This window comes from Extensimonas vulgaris, assembly GCF_003337425.1.
Classification (GTDB): domain Bacteria; phylum Pseudomonadota; class Gammaproteobacteria; order Burkholderiales; family Burkholderiaceae_C; genus Extensimonas; species Extensimonas vulgaris.
Genome location: NZ_QPJU01000002.1, coordinates 152,701 through 170,041, shown reverse-complemented (window position 1 = coordinate 170,041; position 17,341 = coordinate 152,701). Strand labels below are relative to the sequence as shown.

Here is a 17,341-nt window from a genome sequence, read left to right as displayed (position 1 = left end):
GCGCGTGGTGAGTCGGGAGTTACAACACACCACGGTCCTGCTCGAAGAGGCCGTGCAAGCCCTGTTGGGCGGCGCGGGCCCCGCACCTGCGGGCCTGTGGGTCGATGCGACCTTCGGCCGCGGCGGCCACGCGCGGCGCATTTTGCAGCGCCTGGGGCCGCAGGCGCGCCTCTTGGCGTTCGACAAAGACCCCGAGGCCGTCGCCGCGGCAGCGCAGATCGACGACGCGCGCTTTGCCATCCGCCACGAGGGGTTTGCGCACCTGGCCGACTTGCCCGCGGGCAGCGCCTGCGGCGTGCTGATGGATCTGGGCGTGAGCTCGCCGCAGCTCGACGCGGCCAAGCGCGGCTTCAGTTTTCGTTTCGATGGGCCGCTGGACATGCGCATGGACCCCACGCGCGGCCAGAGCGTGGCGCAGTGGCTGGCCGAGGCCGATGAGGGCCAGATTGCGGAGGTGGTACGTGATTACGGCGAAGAACGGTTTGCTGGCGCCATTGCAAAGGCGATTGTTGCTCGGCGCGCGCAGCAGGGAGCGCTCACGCGCACCGGCGAGCTCGCCGAACTCGTGGCTGGCGCGGTCAAGACCCGCGAGCCCGGCCAGCACCCTGCCACGCGCACCTTTCAGGCTTTTCGGATTTTCATCAACGCCGAACTGCAGGAGCTGCAGCAGGCGCTAGAGGCGAGCCTCAGGGTGCTTGCGCCGGGCGGGCGGCTCGTGGTGATCAGCTTCCATTCGCTCGAAGACCGCATCGTCAAGCAGTTCATCGCGCACCACTCCAAGGAGGTGTTCGACCGGCGCACGCCGTTTGCCGCGCCTGCGCCGCTGCGCCTCAAGGCATTGGGGCGCATACGCCCTGGCGCGGCCGAGCTCGCCGCGAACCCGCGCGCGCGCAGCGCCATCCTGCGCGTGGCCGAGCGTACGGAGGTGCCCGCATGACGCGCCTGAACCTCGTGCTGCTGCTCGCGGTGTTGGCCAGCGCGTTTTACGTGGTCAACCTGCAGTACGAATCGCGGCGCCTGTTCACCGAACTCGACCGCGCCAAGGCCGAGGCGCGGCGCCTCGAGACCGAGCACCAGCGCCTGCAGGTCGAAAAGCGCGCACAGGCCACGCCGCTGCGCGTGGAAAAAATCGCGCGCACGCAGCTGCAGATGCGCACCGCGACGCCGGCGATCACGCAGTACGTAGCCGATCCGGCGGCGGAGTCCGTGGCTAGCTCCGCGGCTGGGTCGGCGCCAGCGCAGCGTGGAGGCCAGCCATGAGCCGCAGCGTGTGTTATGGCTCCAGCCCTTTGCTGACCAGCCGCACTCCGCTGTGGCGCAGCAAGTTCATCGTCGCGCTGCTCGCGCTGGGCTTCGTCGGCTTGGCGGCACGCGCGGCCTATGTGCAGGTGGTCGCGAACGACTTTTTCCTGCGCCAGGGCGAGGTGCGCTTTGCGCGCACGCTCGAATTGCCCGCGCACCGCGGCCGCATCCTGGACCGCAACGGCCTGCTGCTCGCGTCGAGCGTGCCCGCGGCGAGCATCTGGGCCATTCCCGAGGACGTGGAGCAGGACGACCCCGAGGTGCGCGCCAAGCTGCCCAAGCTGGCGCAGCTGCTGGGGATGTCGCTCGCGGATTTGCAGCGCAAGCTGGCCGACGAGGACAAGACCTTCGTCTGGATCAAGCGCCAGCTCGACTGGGACGTGGGCCAGCAGATCGTCGCGCTCGATCTCAAGGGGATCTATTTGCGCAAGGAATACAAGCGCCAGTACCCCGAGGGCGAGGCGGCCGCGCATATCGTGGGCTTCACCAACGTCGAAGACCAGGGCCAGGAGGGTATGGAGCTGATCTTCAACCAAGACCTCGCGGGCAAGCCCGGCTCGCGCCGCGTGATCAAAGACCGCATGGGGCGCATCGTCGAAGGCGTGGGCGAGGACGTGCCGCCCGTGGATGGGCGCGACATCCAGCTCTCCATAGACAGCAAGGTGCAGTTCTTTGCCTACCAGAAGCTGCGCGACCAGGTGCAGGAGCACAAGGCCAAGGCCGGCAGCGTGGTGGTGCTGGACGCGCACACGGGCGAGGTGCTGGCGCTGGCCAATTACCCGAGCTACGTGCCCGACGATCGCCGCAACCTCACGGGCGAGCAGCTGCGCAACCGCGCGCTCACCGATGTATTCGAGCCCGGCTCGACCATGAAGCCCTTCACCATAGGCCTGGCGCTCGAAACCGGGCGCGTGCGGCCCGACACCATCATCGACACCAACCCCGGGCGCATCACCATCACGGGCTCGACGATTTCGGACACGCATAACTACGGCGTGCTCACGGTGCAAGGCGTGATCCAGAAGTCGAGCAACGTGGGCACGACCAAGATCGCGATGCAGATGTCGCCGCGCGAGATGTGGGAAACCTTCTCGGCCGCGGGCTTCGGGCAAAAGCCGCAGCTCGCGTTTCCGGGCGTGGTCAGCGGGCGCCTGCGCCCCTACAAGACCTGGCGCCCGATCGAGCAGGCCACCATGTCCTATGGCTACGGGCTTTCGGCCAGCCTGTTCCAGATGGCGCGCTCGTACACCGTGTTTGCCAATGGCGGGCGCGTGATTCCGGCCACCCTGCTCAAGAGCAGCACGCCCGCGGTCGGCGTGCCGGTGTTTTCCGAGCACACGGCCGACGAGATTCGCAAAATGCTGCAAATGGCCGCCGGCCCGGGCGGCACGGGGCAGAAGGCGCAGACCGTGGGCTACTCGGTGGGCGGCAAGTCGGGCACGGCGCGCAAGCAGCAGGGCAAGGGCTACGCCTCCGGCAAGTACCGTTCGTGGTTCACCGGCATGGCGCCGATCGACAAGCCGCGCATCATCGTCGCGGTGATGATCGACGAGCCGAGCAATGGCCAGGTCTATGGCGGCCTGGTCGCCGCGCCGGTGTTCAGCGTGGTGGTGCAGCAGACGCTGCGCCTCATGGGCGTGCCGCCCGACATGGACGTGAAGCCGCAGATCGTCGCCGACGTGGAGGAGCCGCTGTGATGCGCATACTCCAAAGCGCCTCCGAGGCCGTGCAATGGCTGCGCACGCTGCTTGCGCCCGGCCGCGGCACGCTGCAGACCGACAGCCGGCAGATTGCGCCCGGCGACGCCTTCATCGCCTGGCCTGGCGCCGCGACCGACGGGCGTGCGCACGTGGCCGATGCCCTCGCGCGCGGCGCTGCGGCCTGCCTGGTCGAGCAAGAGGGCGTGGAGGCGTTTGCGCTCGATGCGCGCCACCCCGACGCCGCCATCGCGGCGCTGCGCGGGCTCAAGGCCGCGACCGGCGAGATCGCCGCGCAGTGGTTCGGCCACCCCTCGGCAGAACTCGACGTGATCGCCATCACGGGCACCAACGGCAAGACCAGCACCGCTTGGTGGCTCGCGCATGCACTCTCGAAAAAGGAGCTGCATGGGCACACTGGATGCGGGCTCATAGGCACTTTGGGCATAGGAACGCCGGGCCAGCTCGAAGGCTCTGGCCTGACCACGCCCGACCCCGTGCGGCTGCAGCGCGCGCTGCGCCAGATGGCCGACCAAGGGCTCGCGGCCTGTGCCATCGAGGCGTCCTCGATCGGCCTGGCCGAGCAGCGCCTCGCGGGCACGCGCATCCGCGTGGCGGTGTTCACCAACTTCACGCAAGACCACCTCGACTACCACGGCGACATGGACGCCTACTGGCGCGCCAAGCGCGCGCTGTTCGACTGGCCGGGGCTGCAGGCCGCGGTGATCCACCTCGACGACGCCCAGGGTGCGCGCCTGCACGCCGAGCTCGAAGGCGCAGCGCTCGACCTCTGGGGCGTGTCCGTGCCTTTGGCGCAGCAGCCGCCTGCCGCAGGCGCACGCCTGTGGGCGCAAGACCTGCACTTCGGCGCGCAAGGCATCGCCTGCACGGTGTGCGAAGGCACCGCGCGCCACCCCTGGCAGCCGCGCGTGGTGGGGCGCTACAACCTGCAGAACCTGCTGGGCGTGCTCGCCGTGCTGCGCAGCCTGGGCGTGCCGCTGCCCGAGGCGCTGCGCGTGTGTGCGGCGCTGCCGCCCGTGCCCGGGCGCATGCAGCAGGTGCCGGGCAGCGGCGCCGAGCATGGGCAGCCGCTCGTGGTGGTCGATTACGCGCACACGCCGGACGCGCTCGAGCAGGTATTGCTGGCGCTGCGCCCCGTGGCGCAGGCGCGCGGCGGGCAGCTGTGGTGCGTGTTCGGCTGCGGCGGCGAGCGCGACGCGGGCAAGCGCCCGCAGATGGGCGCCGTGGCGCAGCACCGCGCCGATTGGGTGGTGGTGACGAGCGACAACCCGCGCGGCGAAGACCCGGCGGCCATCATTCACCAGATCCTGCTCGGCACGATCGCGGGCGAGACCGTGCGCGCCGAGCCCGACCGTGCCGCCGCGATCGCGCTCGCGCTGGCCGAGGCCGACGCTGCCGACGTGGTGCTGATCGCAGGCAAGGGCCACGAGGACTATCAAGAAATCGCGGGCCGGCGTGTGCCGTTTTCCGATCTGGCGCAGGCGCAGGCCGCGCTCGCTGCGCGTGGGGGTTCGGCATGATGCGGCTGCAGCAGGCTTTCGACTTCATCCGTGCGCGCATTCCTGCGGCGCGGCTCGTGGGCGTGGATACGGCGGGCGCGGCGGCCATCGAACTGCAGCGCGTGCACACCGACACGCGCACGCTGCAGCCGGGCGACCTGTTCGTCGCGCTGCGCGGCGCGCGTTTCGACGCGCACGACTTTCTGCCCCAGGCGCGCGCGCAAGGGGCCGTGGCCGTGGTGGCCGAGCGCGGGATCGAGGCCGCGGGCCTGCCCGGCATCGAAGTGCCCGACAGCACGGCCGCGCTGGGCGCGCTCGCCGCGGGCTGGCGCGCACAGTTCACGCTGCCGCTGATCGCCGTCACCGGCAGCAACGGCAAGACCACGGTGACGCAGATGATCGCGTGCATCCTCGCCGCCAACGCGGGCGAGGCGGCCTTTGCCACGCGCGGCAACCTCAACAACGCCATCGGCGTGCCGCAGACCCTGCTGCGCCTCACGGCCGCGCACCGCGTGGGCGTGGTCGAGCTGGGCATGAACCACCCCGGCGAAATCGCCTACCTGGCCGAGCTGGTGCGCCCCACGGTGGCGCTGGTCAACAACGCGCAGCGCGAGCACCTCGAATTCATGCACACCGTGGAGGCCGTGGCGCGCGAAAACGGCGCCGTGCTGGCCGCGCTGCCCCAGAGCGGCGTGGCCGTGTTCCCGGCGCAGGACGACTACACGCCGCTGTGGCGCAGCCTGGCCGCGGGGCGGCGCTGCCTTACGTTCGGCGGCGCCGGGGCCGATTTCGAGTGCCTGCGCGCCACTTGGGAGCTGACAGAGGCGCCGGAGCAGCCGGGCGCGCAGCAAGCCGCCTGGAGCGTGCAAATGCGCACGCCCACCGGGCCGCTCGCCTGCCGGCTGCACATCGCCGGGCGCCACAACGTGACGAATGCGCTCGCCGCCGCAGCCTGCGCGTTCGCTGCCGGTGTGCCGCCGGACGCCATCGCGCAGGGGCTCGCGGCCTTTCGGCCTGTGGCGGGGCGCTCGCGCGCGTTTGGCCTGCAGCTGGGCGGGCGCGAGATCACGGTGGTCGATGACAGCTACAACGCCAACCCGGACTCGGTGCGCGCGGCCATCGCCGTGCTCGCCGAGCTGCCCGCGCCGCAGTTGCTCGTGCTCGGCGACATGGGCGAAGTGGGCACGCAAGGCCCGCAGTTCCACGCCGAGGCCGGCGCCCAGGCGCGCGCCGCGGGCATCACCAGGCTTTATGCGCTGGGCGAACTGGCCGCACACGCGGTGCGCGCCTTCGACCCCGAAGGGCGCGGCGCGGGCCGGCATTTCGACCACATGGCCGCCTTGCAGGAGGCCGTGCGCGCGGCTTTGCCCGATTTGGGCAGCGTGCTCGTGAAAGGATCGCGTTTCATGAAAATGGAACAGGTGGTGCAGGCCCTAGGAGCCTGTCGGACTTTGGGCGTCGATAGCGAGAATGGGCCCCAGCAAGGCCAGTTTTTGCCGGATTCGCCGCCCCATAGCGGGACTATGGGGCAAGAAGACGGTAAAAAATGGGCCGCTGCGGCGCATTCGCAGCCGACGATTCCAAAGTCCGACAGGCTCCTAGAGGCCAGCCCTGGGGCCGCCGCGCCCACGCCAGCTGCTGCAGCATCCCCCACTTCCCCCACTTCATCCCCCGCCGGGGCCGCAGGTGCCGCATGCTGATCTGGCTCGCGCAATGGCTGCAGGGCTGGTCGGCCGAGTTCGGGTTCCTGCGCGTGTTTCAGTACCTGAGCTTTCGCGCCGTGATGGCCGCGCTCACGGCGCTGCTCATCGGGCTGGCCGCGGGGCCCAAGGTGATCCGCATCCTCACCGCGCTCAAGATCGGCCAGCCCGTGCGCGAGTACGCGATGCAGTCGCACCTCGTGAAAAGCGGCACGCCCACCATGGGCGGGGTGCTGATTCTGCTCGCGCTCACGGCGTCCACGCTGCTGTGGGCCGACCTGTCGAACCGCTTCGTCTGGATCGTGCTCGTGGTCACGCTGGGCTTTGGCGCGATCGGCTGGGTGGACGACTGGCGCAAGGTGGTGCGCAAAGACCCCGAGGGCATGCGCTCGCGCGAGAAGTATTTCTGGCAATCGATGATCGGCCTGCTCGCGGCGCTGTACCTGGTGTTCGCCATTTCCGGCAATTCCAACGCGCGCGTGCTCGAGCTGTTCATTACCTGGGTGCAGTCGGGCTTTGCGCTCGACCTGCCGCCCAAGGCCGGGCTGCTGCTGCCGTTTTTCAAGGAAGTCAGCTACCCGCTGGGCGTGTGGGGCTTCGTCGTGCTGACCTACCTGGTCATCGTCGGCGCGAGCAACGCCGTGAACCTCACCGACGGGCTCGACGGCCTGGCCATCATGCCGGTGGTGCTGGTCGGCTCGGCGCTCGGGGTGTTCGCCTACGTCGTGGGCAATGCGGTGTATTCCAAATACCTGTTCTTTCCGCACATTCCGGGTGCGGGCGAGCTGCTGGTGTTCTGCGCTGCCATCGCGGGCGCGGGGCTGGCCTTCTTGTGGTTCAACGCCTACCCGGCCAAGGTGTTCATGGGCGACGTGGGCGCGCTCTCGCTCGGGGCGGCGCTGGGCACGGTGGCCGTGATCGTGCGCCAGGAGATCGTGCTCGCCGTGATGGGCGGCATCTTCGTCGTCGAGGCGCTCTCGGTGATGCTGCAGGTGGGCTGGTTCAAGTTCACCAAAAAACGCTATGGCGCAGGCCGGCGCCTGTTCCAGATGGCGCCGCTGCACCACCACTTCGAGAAAAAAGGCTGGAAGGAAACGCAGGTCGTGGTGCGCTTTTGGATCATCACCATGCTGCTGTGTCTGGTGGGGCTTTCGACCCTGAAATTGCGATGAACAGCCCTGCCACCACTTCCATTGCCCAGCATACCCCGGCGCTCGCGCGTTGGCAGGGCGCGCGCGTGCTCGTGCTGGGCCTGGGCGCCTCAGGACTGGCGATGGCGCGCTGGTGCGCGCGCTGCGGCGCGCTGGTCACGGTGGCCGACACGCGCGCTGCACCGCCGCAGCTCGCCACGCTGCGCGCCGAGCTGCCGCAGGCCGCATTCGTGAGCGGCGCGCTGGACGCGGCGCTGCTGCGCGGCCAGGGCTATGCCGCGGTGCTGCGCTCGCCGGGGCTGAGCCCGGCGTCGATCGCTCCTATCGTGGAAGCTGCCAGCGCAGAATCCATCAGCGTTTGGGGCGAGTTGGACTTGTTTTCTGAAGGCTTGCAGGCGCTGCGTGCGCAGACTGGCTACGCGCCCGCCGTGCTGGCCATCACGGGCACCAATGGCAAGACCACGGTGACCTCGCTGACCGGCCAGCTCGTGGAGCGTGCCGGCAAGAGCGTGGCCGTCGCGGGAAATATCGGGCCGACGCTGCTCGACACCTTGAGCGAGCGCATGGACGCGGGCCGCCTGCCCGAGGTCTGGGTGCTCGAGCTCTCGAGCTTCCAGCTCGACGGCGTACAGGGCTTCGAGCCCACGGCGGCCGCGGTGCTCAACGTCACGCAAGACCACCTCGACTGGCACGGCAGCCTGCAAGGCTACGCGGCGGCCAAGGCGCGCATCTTTGGTCAGCACGCGCTCATGGTGCTCAACCGCGAAGACCCGCTGGTGATGCAGATGCTGCCCGCGGCTGTTTCTGCGGCCTCCAGCACTGTCGCATCGAACGCTAGCGCGCGCAAAACGCGGCCGCAAACAGCGCCGCAGCGCGCCTACCTGACCTTCGGCGGCGACTTGCCGCGCCGCGCCGGCGACTTCGGCATCGAGGTGGTGCACGGCATGGCCTGGCTCGTGCGTGCGCAGCCGCACGAAAACGCCGAAAACGCCGCGCCGCGCCGCCGTGCGCGTACTGAATCAGGGGCCGACGCACAGGCGCCGCTGCCGCTGCAGCGCCTCATGCCCGCCGACGCGCTGCGCATCCGCGGGCGCCACAACGCCGTGAACGCGCTCGCCGCGCTGGCGCTCGCAACTGCCGCGGGCTGTGCGCTCGCGCCCATGCTCTACGGCCTGCGCGCATACCGCGGCGAGCCGCACCGCGTGGAGCCCGTGGCCATCGTCGCCGGGGTCGAGTATTTCGACGACAGCAAGGGCACCAACGTGGGTGCGACCGTGGCCGCGCTCAGCGGCCTCGGGGCCGAGCGCCGCATCGTGCTGATTTTGGGCGGCGAGGGCAAGGGGCAGGACTTCACGCCGCTCGCGCCGCCCGTGGCGCGGCACGCGCGCGCCGTGCTGCTGATCGGCCGCGATGCGCCGCGCATCCGCGCCGCGCTGCAGGGCACGGGCGTGCCGCTGCTCGACGCTGCGAGCCTGCCCGAAGCCGTGCAGCAGGCCGCGCAGTGCGCGCAAGCGGGCGACGCCGTGCTGCTCTCGCCGGCCTGCGCGAGCCTGGACATGTTCCGCGACTACGCGCACCGCGCCGAAGTGTTCCGCGCGGCGGTGCGCGCGCTGGCCTTGAACATGGGACAAGACGTGGAGGGCATGGCATGAGCCGCGTGCTCGAATCCATGAGTCTCTGGCAGCGTTTTGCCGCCTGGGCTGGCACGCGCTTCGGCGGCCTGTCGACGCAGGCCGCCAATCGTCTGCCCGTGCGCGTGGGCGGCACCGAGTACCGCCAGACCAGCGCCACGCCCGCGCGCGTGCTGGGGTTCGATCAGACCTTGCTGTGGGTGGTGGTTGCGCTGCTCGCCTGGGGGCTGGTGATGGTGTATTCGGCCTCGATCGCGCTGCCCGACAACCCGCGCTTCGGCAAGATCGCGCACACGCATTTCATCATGCGCCACGCGATTGCGCTGGGCCTGGGTTTTGTTGCGGCGCTGCTGGCGTTTCAGGTGTCCATGGACACCTGGGAGCGCGTCGCGCCCTGGCTGTTCATCGCCGCGCTGATGCTGCTCATCCTCGTGCTGATCCCGCACGTGGGCACGGTGGTCAACGGCGCGCGCCGCTGGCTGCCGCTGGGCATCATGAATTTCCAGCCGTCCGAGCTCGCCAAGCTCGCCGTGGTGATCTACGCGAGCGACTACATGGTGCGCAAGATGGAGGTCAAGGAGCGCTTTTTCCGCGCCGTGCTGCCCATGGGCGCGGCCGTGGCCGTGGTGGGCATGCTGCTGCTGGCCGAGCCCGACATGGGCGCGTTTCTGGTGATCGCCGTGATCGCCATGGGCATTTTGTTCCTCGGCGGGGTGAATGCGCGCATGTTCTTCGTGATCGCGCTGATCCTCGTCGTGGCCTTCGGGCTCATGATCGGCCTGTCGCCGTGGCGGCGCGAGCGCATCTTTGCCTACCTCGACCCGTGGAGCATGGAGCACGCGCTGGGCAAGGGCTATCAGCTCTCGCACGCGCTGATCGCCATCGGCCGCGGGCGCATCTTCGGCGTGGGCCTGGGCAACAGCGTGGAAAAGCTCAACTGGCTGCCCGAGGCGCACACCGACTTCCTGCTCTCGGTGATCGGCGAAGAGTTTGGCCTCGTCGGCGTGCTGACGCTGATCGTGCTCTTTTTCTGGCTGACGCGCCGCATCATGCACATAGGCCGCCAGGCGATCGCGCTGGACCGCGTGTTCGCGGGCCTGGTCGCGCAGGGTGTGGCGATCTGGTTCGGCTTTCAGAGCTTCATCAACATGGGCGTGAACCTCGGCGCCCTGCCCACCAAGGGCCTGACGCTGCCGCTCATGAGCTTCGGCGGCTCGGCCATCCTCATGAACCTCGTGGCGCTCGCGGTGGTGCTGCGCGTCGACTACGAGAATAAGCTCCTGATGAGAGGGGGCCGCGTATGACGCGCAAAACCGCCCTCATCATGGCCGGCGGCACGGGCGGGCATATCTTCCCGGGCCTGGCCGTGGCGCAGGCGCTGCGTGCGCGCGGTTTTGCCGTGCACTGGCTGGGCGCGCCCGGCAGCATGGAAGAGCGCCTCGTCGTACCGCAGGGCTTTGCTTTTGAGGCGGTGGATTTTTCCGGCGTGCGCGGCAAGGGCCTCGGCACGCTGGCGCGCCTGCCGGGGCGCCTGTTGCGTGCGCTCGCGCAGGCACGCGCGGTGCTGCGCCGCGTGCAGCCTGGCGTGGTCGTGGGGCTGGGCGGCTACATCAGCTTTCCGGGCGGGCTCATGGCCGCGCTTGCGCGCACGCCGCTGGTGCTGCACGAGCAAAACTCCATCGCTGGCATGGCAAACAAGCTACTCGCGCGCCTTGCGCAGCGCGTGTTCACGGCCTTCCCCGATGCGCTGCCGGGTGCGCAGTGGGTGGGCAACCCCTTGCGCGAAGCGTTTTTGCAGCAGCCCGCGCCTGCCGCGCGCTTTGCCGGTCGCAGCGGCCCGCTGCGGCTGCTCGTGGTGGGCGGCAGCCTGGGCGCGCGTGCACTCAACGAGATCGTGCCGCAGGCGCTCGCGCTGATCCCGCCCGAAGTGCGTCCGCAAGTCACGCACCAAAGCGGCGCGGCGCAGCTCGAAGCCCTGCGCGCGCACTACGCGGCCGCAGGCGTGCAGGCCGAACTCACACCCTTCATCGACGACACGGCAAGCGCGTTTGCCGCCGCCGACGTGATCGTCTGCCGCGCCGGCGCGAGCACCGTGACCGAGATCGCCGCCGTGGGCGCGGCCGCGATCTTCGTGCCCTTTCCGTTCGCGGTCGATGACCACCAGACGCGCAACGCGCGCTTTCTTGTCGATGCGGGCGGCGGCTGGCTCGTGCCACAACAGGATTTGACCCCCGAAAAACTCGCCAAGATGCTATCGAATCTAGATCGCCTTACGCTCATGAATACTGCGCAAAAGGCCAAAATGATGCAAAAAACCGAGGCCACGCAAGCCATCGTCGCCGCGTGCGAGGAGCTCGCCGCATGCGAGGAGTTCGCTGCATGAAGCACGCCATACGCCACATCCACTTCGTCGGCATAGGCGGCGCCGGCATGAGCGGCATTGCCGAAGTGCTGCACAACCTGGGCTACGTCGTCTCAGGCTCGGACTTGGCCGACAGCGCCACGCTGCGCCGCCTCGCGGCCCTGGGCATACGCACCGCGGTGGGGCACGACGCCGCGCACATTGCCGATGCCGATGCCGTGGTCACCTCCACCGCGGTCAAGCCCGACAACCCCGAGGTGCTCGCGGCGCGCGCGCGCAAGATTCCCGTGGTGCCGCGCGCGCTCATGCTGGCCGAACTCATGCGCCTCAAGCGCGGTATCGCGATTGCGGGCACGCACGGCAAGACGACGACCACCAGCCTCGTCACCAGCGTGCTCGCCGAGGCCGGGCTCGATCCGACCTTCGTGATCGGCGGGCGCCTGAACAGCGCAGGCGCGAACGCGCGCCTGGGCCAGGGTGACTACATCGTGGTCGAGGCCGACGAGTCGGATGCGTCCTTCCTCAACCTGCTGCCCGTGCTGGCCGTGGTCACCAACATCGACGCCGACCACATGGAAACCTACGGGCACGACTTCGGCCGGCTGAAAAAAGCCTTCGTCGATTTTCTGCACCGCATGCCGTTTTACGGCGCGGCCATTTTGTGCCTCGAAAGCCCCGCGGTGCGCGAGATCCTGCCCGAAGTGACCTGCCCGGTCACGAGCTACGGCTTTGCCGAGGACGCGCAGGTGCGCGCCGTCGAGGTGCGCGCCGAAGGCGGGCAGATGCGCTTCACGGTGCAGCGGCGCAACGGCGTGCAGCTGCCCGACCTCGACGTGGTGCTCAACCTCGCGGGCGCGCACAACGTGCTCAACGCGCTCGCCGCCATCGCCGTCGCGGTCGAGCTCAACATTCCCGACGAGGCCGTGCTGCGCGCGCTCGCGGGCTTCAAAGGCGTGGGACGGCGCTTTCAGCGCTATGGCGAGCTGCCCGCGCAGGGTGGCGGCAGGTTCACGCTGATCGACGACTACGGCCACCACCCGGCCGAGATGGCGGCCACGCTCGCGGCGGCGCGCGGCGCGTTTCCGGGCCGGCGCCTGGTGCTGGCCTTTCAGCCGCACCGCTACAGCCGCACGCGCGACTGCTTCGAGGACTTCGTGCAGGTCATCGGCAGCGCAGACGCCGTGCTGCTCACCGAGGTCTATGCCGCGGGCGAGGCGCCCGTGGTCGCAGCCGACGGGCGCACGCTCGCGCGCGCGCTGCGCGTGGCCGGCAAGGTGGAGCCCGTGTTCATCGCCGACGTGGCCGAGCTGCCGCAGGCCATCGCCGCAAACGCGCGCGCCGGTGACGTAGTGCTGTGCATGGGCGCGGGCTCGATCGGGGCCGTGCCCGCGAAAGTCGTCGCATTGCTACAATCCAAGGAGCTGCTTGCGCAGGTGGAACAAGCGCTATGAGCCATTTTGACCTCAAACTCCACAGTATCGACGTGGCCGCACTGGGCAAGGTTGCCGTGCTCCTGGGCGGCACCTCGGCCGAGCGCGACATCTCGCTGATGTCGGGCCAGGGCGTGCTGCAGGCGCTGCGCGCGCGCGGCGTCGATGCGCATGCGTTCGACCCGGCCACGCAGGAGCTCGGCGCGCTCAGGCAGCAGGGCTTTGCGCGCTGCTTCATCGCGCTGCACGGCCGCCACGGCGAGGACGGCACGGTGCAGGGCGCCCTCGAGCTGCTGGGCATTCCCTACACCGGCTCGGGCGTGCTCGCTTCGAGCGTGGCCATGGACAAGACCATGACCAAGCGCCTGTGGCGCGCCGACGGCCTGCCCACGCCCGACTGGCGTCAGGTGGCCAGCGCCGACGAAACCGTGCAGGCGCTGCAGACATTGGGCGCGCCCATGATCGTCAAGCCCGCGCGCGAAGGCTCGACCATTGGCCTTACCAAGGTGCACCTGCCGCACGAGTGCGCCGCCGCCTACGCGCTCGCCGCGCGCTACGACCCTGAGGTGTTGTGCGAGCAGTTCATCGCAGGCGACGAAACTACCTGCGCTGTGCTCGGCACGGGCGCACAGGCGCGCGCGCTGCCGCTGATCCGCATCCTTGCGCCCGGCGGCAACTACGACTACCAGCACAAATACTTCACCGACGACACGCAGTACCTCTGCCCCTGCGGCCTGCCCGAAGCCGAGGAGCATGCGCTGCAGGAGCTGGCGCTCGCGGCCTACCGCAGCCTGGGCTGCCGCGGCTGGGCGCGCGCCGACATCATGGTGCGGGAAGGCGACCGCATGCCCTTTTTGCTCGAAATCAACACCTCGCCGGGTATGACGGGCCACTCGCTCGTGCCCATGGCGGCGCGCGCCGCGGGCCTCAGCTACGAAGACCTGTGCCTGGCCCTGCTCGCTACCGCCACGCTGGACACGCCGCCCGGCGCCACCTGGGGAGGCGCACCGCAATGAATGCCCCGCTGCCCGTGCCGCCGGATGTCAAGCTCATGAACCTGACCGCATCGGTCGTGTTCGTGGGCTGCGCCGCGCTGCTGCTGGCGGCGCTGGTCTGGCGCGTGCTGCACGCGCCGGCATTTGCGCTCACACGCATCGTTGTCGAGGGCGAGCTCGAGCACAACAACCCGGTCACGCTGCGCGCCAACGTCGCGCCACAACTTACGGGCAATTTTTTCACCATGGACTTGCATGCCGTGCGCGCGGCCTTCGAGCAGGTGCCCTGGGTGCGCACGGCCACGGTGCGGCGTGAATTCCCGGCCAGCCTGCGTGTGCACCTGCAGGAATACCGCCCGGTGGCCTATTGGGGCCCCGAAGGCAGCACCGCCATGGTGGACCGCGAGGGTGAGGTGTTCGAGGTGAACACGGATATGGTCGATGAAGACCTGCCGCGCCTCATCGCGCCCGAGGGCCACGCGCTCGAAATGTTGCAGGTGCACGCGCTGCTACAGCCGGTGTTCGCGCCGCTCGGGCTGCAGGTGCAGACGCTCGCGCAAAGCGGGCGTGGCGGCTGGCACGCCACGCTGGACAGCGGCGCCGTGGTCGAGCTCGGCAGCGGCACGCCGCAGGAGCTGGTGCAGCGCGCGCAGCGCTTCGTGCGCACCGTCACGTTGGTGGCCGCGCACTACGGCCGGCGCGTCGATGCGCTGGAGTCGGCCGACCTGCGCTACCCGAGCGGCTACGCGCTGCGCCTGCGCGGCGTGAGCACCGTGACCGAGGGCGCGCCGCCAGGCGCGAAGCCAAAAAGTGGCAAGAGTGGGCAGCGCGGGCAAAGCGAAAACAGCGACAAAGGCAGGCACTGAGATGGCAAGAGAATACAAAGATGTGGTGGTGGGGCTGGACATAGGCACGGCCAAGATCATGGCCGTGGTGGCCGAGGTGCTGCCCACGGGCGAGCTCAAGCTCGCGGGCCTGGGCGTGGCGCCGAGCAACGGCCTCAAGCGCGGCGTGGTGGTGAACATCGAGGCCACCGTGCAAAGCATCCAGCAGGCGCTCAAAGAGGCCGAGTTCATGGCCGACTGCAAAATCCAGCGCGTCTATACCGGCATCACGGGCAGCCACATCCGCGGCCTGAACTCCAGCGGCATGGTCGCCGTCAAGGACAAGGAGGTCACGCCCGCCGACGTGGCGCGCGTGGTCGAGACGGCCAAGGCCGTGAACATCTCCTCCGACCAGCGTCTGCTGCTCGTCGAGCCGCAGGAGTTCGTGATCGACGGCCAGGACGTGAAAGAGCCCATCGGCATGAGCGGCATCCGCCTCGAAGCCAAGGTGCACATCGTGACCGGCGCGCAGAGCGCGGCCGAAAACATCATCAAGTGCGTGCGCCGCTGCGGCCTCGAGGTCGAGCAGCTGCTGCTCAATCCGCTGGCATCGAGCCAGGCCGTGCTCACCGACGACGAACGCGAACTCGGCGTGGCCGTGGTCGACATCGGCGCGGGCACCACCGACGTGGCCATTTTCACGGGCGGGGCGATCCGCCACACGGCGGTGATCCCGATCGCGGGCGACCTCATCACGAGCGACATCGCGATGGCGCTGCGCACCCCCACCAAGGACGCCGAAGACATCAAGGTCGAAAGCGGCTGCGCCAAACAGCTGCTCGCCGACCCCGAGGCGCAGGTCGAGGTGCCGGGCCTGGGCGACCGCGGCCCGCGCATGCTCGGCAAGCAGGCGCTGGTCGGCGTGATCGAGCCGCGCGTGGAAGAAATCTTCGCCCTCGTGCAACAGGTGGTGCGCGAGTCGGGCTACGAGGAGCTGCTCTCCTCGGGCATAGTGCTCACGGGCGGCAGCAGCGTCATGCCCGGCATGGTCGAGCTCGGCGAGGACATCTTCCTCAAGCCCGTGCGCCGCGGCGTGCCCAAGTATGCGAGCGCGCTCGCCGACATGGTCGCGCAGCCGCGCGCCGCCACCGTGATGGGCCTGCTCGAAGAAGCGCGCCTGGCGCGCCTGCGCGGCTTCAAGGTGGCGCAGAAAAGCGGCTCCATGAAGACCATGCTGGACCGCGTCAAGGACTTCATCGTGGGGAACTTCTGAGCATGCGGCCCACCATCTGGCACCCGCGCGGCCCGCGCCGACGCATCCCGCGCGGCCGCTGGCGCAGCACCGGCCCGCCGTGCACTGCACCGCCCCGCGGTTCCACCGTTTTGTTTTTTCTTTTTTTCTTTATCCGCACCCAAGCGAAACCAGCACATCACAGCAAGGAGCAAGGTCATGAGCATCGAAATGATTGAAGCCGAAGAATTCAACCAGGGCACCCAGATCAAGGTGATCGGCGTGGGCGGCGGCGGCAGCAACGCCGTCGAGCACATGATCGGCCGCCAGGTGCAGGGGGTGGAGTTCATCGCCGCGAACACCGATTCGCAGGCGCTCACACGCAGCTCGGCGCACCGCATCATCCAGCTCGGCCAAAGCGGCCTGGGCGCAGGCAGCAAGCCCGACAAGGGGCGCGAGGCCGCCGAAGCGGCGATCGACGACATCCGCAGCGCGATCAGCGGCGCGCACATGCTGTTCATCACCGCCGGCATGGGCGGCGGCACGGGCACGGGCGCGGCGCCGGTGATCGCGCGCGTGGCCAAGGAGATGGGCATCCTCACCGTGGGCGTGGTCACCAAACCCTTCGAATGGGAGGGCGGGCGCCGCATGAACAATGCCGACAGCGGTCTGGCCGAACTCGAGGCCAACGTCGATTCGCTGATCGTCGTGCTCAACGAAAAACTGCTCGACGTGCTGGGCGACGATGTCACCCAGGACGAAGCCTTCGCGCATGCCAACGACGTGCTCAAGAACGCCGTCGGCGGCATTGCCGAGATCATCAACGAGTACGGCCAGGTGAACGTGGACTTCGAGGACGTGCGCACCGTCATGGGCGAGCCTGGCAAGGCCATGATGGGCACGGCCACGGCCACCGGGCCCGACCGTGCGCGCATCGCCGCCGAGCAGGCCATCGCCTGCCCGCTGCTCGAAGGCATAGACCTGTCGGGCGCCAAGGGCGTGCTGGTGCTGGTCACGGCGAGCAAGGGCAGCCTCAAGCTGTCCGAATCGCGCCTGGCCATGAACACCATCAACGCCTACGCCTCGCCCGACGCGCATGTGATCTTCGGCGCGGCCTACGACGACAGCCTGGGCGACGCGATCCGCGTGACCGTGGTGGCCACGGGCCTGTCGCGCCCGAACGCGCGCCGTCAGCCGATCTCGGTGGTGCAAGGCGGCCTGCGTACCGGCACGGACAATCTGGCCTTCGTCATGCCGGGCGCAGGGGCCATGCCGGCAGGGGGTGGCATCGCCCCGGCAGGAGCCATGCCCGGCGCCCCCGCCGACTATGGCCATATGAAGACGCCCAGCGTGTGGCGCAACAACCGCACGGCAGCCACGGCGGCAGCGCGCGTGGATGCGCTCTCGCTGAGTGGCATGGACGACGTGGAAATCCCTGCTTATCTGCGCAAACAGGCCGACTGATCTGCCCGGGAAGCTATCGTCACGATAGTGAAAA

The 17,341-nt window shown here is 69.3% G+C and carries 14 protein-coding genes; all 14 read left to right on the top strand.

Annotation, left to right across the window (positions count from 1 at the left end; genetic code table 11):
- Positions 1-7: 7 nt before the first annotated feature.
- On the top strand, positions 8-937 hold the full coding sequence (gene rsmH, locus DFR45_RS03775; protein ID WP_114482681.1) for a 16S rRNA (cytosine(1402)-N(4))-methyltransferase RsmH: 930 nt from the start codon (positions 8-10) through the stop codon (positions 935-937).
- A complete protein-coding gene (ftsL, locus tag DFR45_RS03770) occupies positions 934-1,260 on the top strand; it encodes a cell division protein FtsL (protein ID WP_114482361.1) in 327 nt (108 codons plus the stop codon). Before rsmH ends, ftsL begins: the two co-directional genes overlap by 4 nt.
- Positions 1,257-2,999, top strand: a complete 1,743-nt coding sequence (locus DFR45_RS03765; protein ID WP_114482360.1) for a peptidoglycan D,D-transpeptidase FtsI family protein — start codon at positions 1,257-1,259, stop codon at positions 2,997-2,999. Before ftsL ends, DFR45_RS03765 begins: the two co-directional genes overlap by 4 nt.
- Entirely contained in the window at positions 2,999-4,540 is a 1,542-nt protein-coding gene (locus DFR45_RS03760) for a UDP-N-acetylmuramoyl-L-alanyl-D-glutamate--2,6-diaminopimelate ligase (RefSeq protein ID WP_114482359.1), read from the top strand. The genes DFR45_RS03765 and DFR45_RS03760 overlap by 1 nt, the downstream gene beginning before the upstream one ends.
- Entirely contained in the window at positions 4,537-6,219 is a 1,683-nt protein-coding gene (locus DFR45_RS03755; RefSeq protein WP_114482358.1) for a UDP-N-acetylmuramoyl-tripeptide--D-alanyl-D-alanine ligase, read from the top strand. The genes DFR45_RS03760 and DFR45_RS03755 overlap by 4 nt, the downstream gene beginning before the upstream one ends.
- Complete coding sequence (mraY, locus tag DFR45_RS03750; protein WP_114482357.1) at positions 6,213-7,391, top strand: phospho-N-acetylmuramoyl-pentapeptide-transferase; 1,179 nt, start codon at positions 6,213-6,215, stop codon at positions 7,389-7,391. Before DFR45_RS03755 ends, mraY begins: the two co-directional genes overlap by 7 nt.
- Positions 7,388-9,022 (top strand): Mur ligase family protein, encoded by a 1,635-nt coding sequence (locus tag DFR45_RS03745; protein WP_114482356.1) that lies wholly within the window; start codon positions 7,388-7,390, stop codon positions 9,020-9,022. Before mraY ends, DFR45_RS03745 begins: the two co-directional genes overlap by 4 nt.
- Positions 9,019-10,305, top strand: coding sequence for a putative lipid II flippase FtsW (gene ftsW, locus DFR45_RS03740; RefSeq protein ID WP_114482355.1), 1,287 nt, complete (start codon positions 9,019-9,021; stop codon positions 10,303-10,305). Before DFR45_RS03745 ends, ftsW begins: the two co-directional genes overlap by 4 nt.
- Complete coding sequence (gene murG, locus DFR45_RS03735) at positions 10,302-11,384, top strand: undecaprenyldiphospho-muramoylpentapeptide beta-N-acetylglucosaminyltransferase (protein WP_114482354.1); 1,083 nt, start codon at positions 10,302-10,304, stop codon at positions 11,382-11,384. Before ftsW ends, murG begins: the two co-directional genes overlap by 4 nt.
- Positions 11,381-12,814: a UDP-N-acetylmuramate--L-alanine ligase gene (gene murC / locus DFR45_RS03730; RefSeq protein WP_114482353.1), complete on the top strand. Its 1,434-nt coding sequence runs from the start codon at positions 11,381-11,383 to the stop codon at positions 12,812-12,814. Before murG ends, murC begins: the two co-directional genes overlap by 4 nt.
- Positions 12,811-13,809, top strand: coding sequence for a D-alanine--D-alanine ligase (locus DFR45_RS03725; RefSeq protein ID WP_114482352.1), 999 nt, complete (start codon positions 12,811-12,813; stop codon positions 13,807-13,809). Before murC ends, DFR45_RS03725 begins: the two co-directional genes overlap by 4 nt.
- Positions 13,806-14,654 carry a cell division protein FtsQ/DivIB gene (locus tag DFR45_RS03720; protein ID WP_114482351.1) on the top strand — a complete coding sequence of 283 codons (849 nt, stop codon included), beginning with the start codon at positions 13,806-13,808 and terminating at the stop codon, positions 14,652-14,654. The genes DFR45_RS03725 and DFR45_RS03720 overlap by 4 nt, the downstream gene beginning before the upstream one ends.
- Position 14,655: 1 nt before the next feature.
- Positions 14,656-15,885, top strand: a complete 1,230-nt coding sequence (gene ftsA, locus DFR45_RS03715; RefSeq protein WP_114482350.1) for a cell division protein FtsA — start codon at positions 14,656-14,658, stop codon at positions 15,883-15,885.
- A gap of 177 nt (positions 15,886-16,062) precedes the next feature.
- Positions 16,063-17,307: a cell division protein FtsZ gene (gene ftsZ / locus DFR45_RS03710; RefSeq protein WP_114482349.1), complete on the top strand. Its 1,245-nt coding sequence runs from the start codon at positions 16,063-16,065 to the stop codon at positions 17,305-17,307.
- The last annotated feature ends 34 nt before the right edge of the window (positions 17,308-17,341 follow it).

Coding starts and splice junctions, on each gene's coding strand:
- ftsW (WP_114482355.1), top strand. CDS start 9,019: ATGAGCCGCGTGCTCGAATCCATGAGTCTCTGGCAGCGTTTTGCCGCC.
- DFR45_RS03760 (WP_114482359.1), top strand. CDS start 2,999: ATGCGCATACTCCAAAGCGCCTCCGAGGCCGTGCAATGGCTGCGCACG.
- ftsA (WP_114482350.1), top strand. CDS start 14,656: ATGGCAAGAGAATACAAAGATGTGGTGGTGGGGCTGGACATAGGCACG.
- murC (WP_114482353.1), top strand. CDS start 11,381: ATGAAGCACGCCATACGCCACATCCACTTCGTCGGCATAGGCGGCGCC.
- DFR45_RS03720 (WP_114482351.1), top strand. CDS start 13,806: ATGAATGCCCCGCTGCCCGTGCCGCCGGATGTCAAGCTCATGAACCTG.
- DFR45_RS03725 (WP_114482352.1), top strand. CDS start 12,811: ATGAGCCATTTTGACCTCAAACTCCACAGTATCGACGTGGCCGCACTG.
- ftsL (WP_114482361.1), top strand. CDS start 934: ATGACGCGCCTGAACCTCGTGCTGCTGCTCGCGGTGTTGGCCAGCGCG.
- DFR45_RS03755 (WP_114482358.1), top strand. CDS start 4,537: ATGATGCGGCTGCAGCAGGCTTTCGACTTCATCCGTGCGCGCATTCCT.
- murG (WP_114482354.1), top strand. CDS start 10,302: ATGACGCGCAAAACCGCCCTCATCATGGCCGGCGGCACGGGCGGGCAT.
- DFR45_RS03765 (WP_114482360.1), top strand. CDS start 1,257: ATGAGCCGCAGCGTGTGTTATGGCTCCAGCCCTTTGCTGACCAGCCGC.
- DFR45_RS03745 (WP_114482356.1), top strand. CDS start 7,388: ATGAACAGCCCTGCCACCACTTCCATTGCCCAGCATACCCCGGCGCTC.
- ftsZ (WP_114482349.1), top strand. CDS start 16,063: ATGAGCATCGAAATGATTGAAGCCGAAGAATTCAACCAGGGCACCCAG.
- mraY (WP_114482357.1), top strand. CDS start 6,213: ATGCTGATCTGGCTCGCGCAATGGCTGCAGGGCTGGTCGGCCGAGTTC.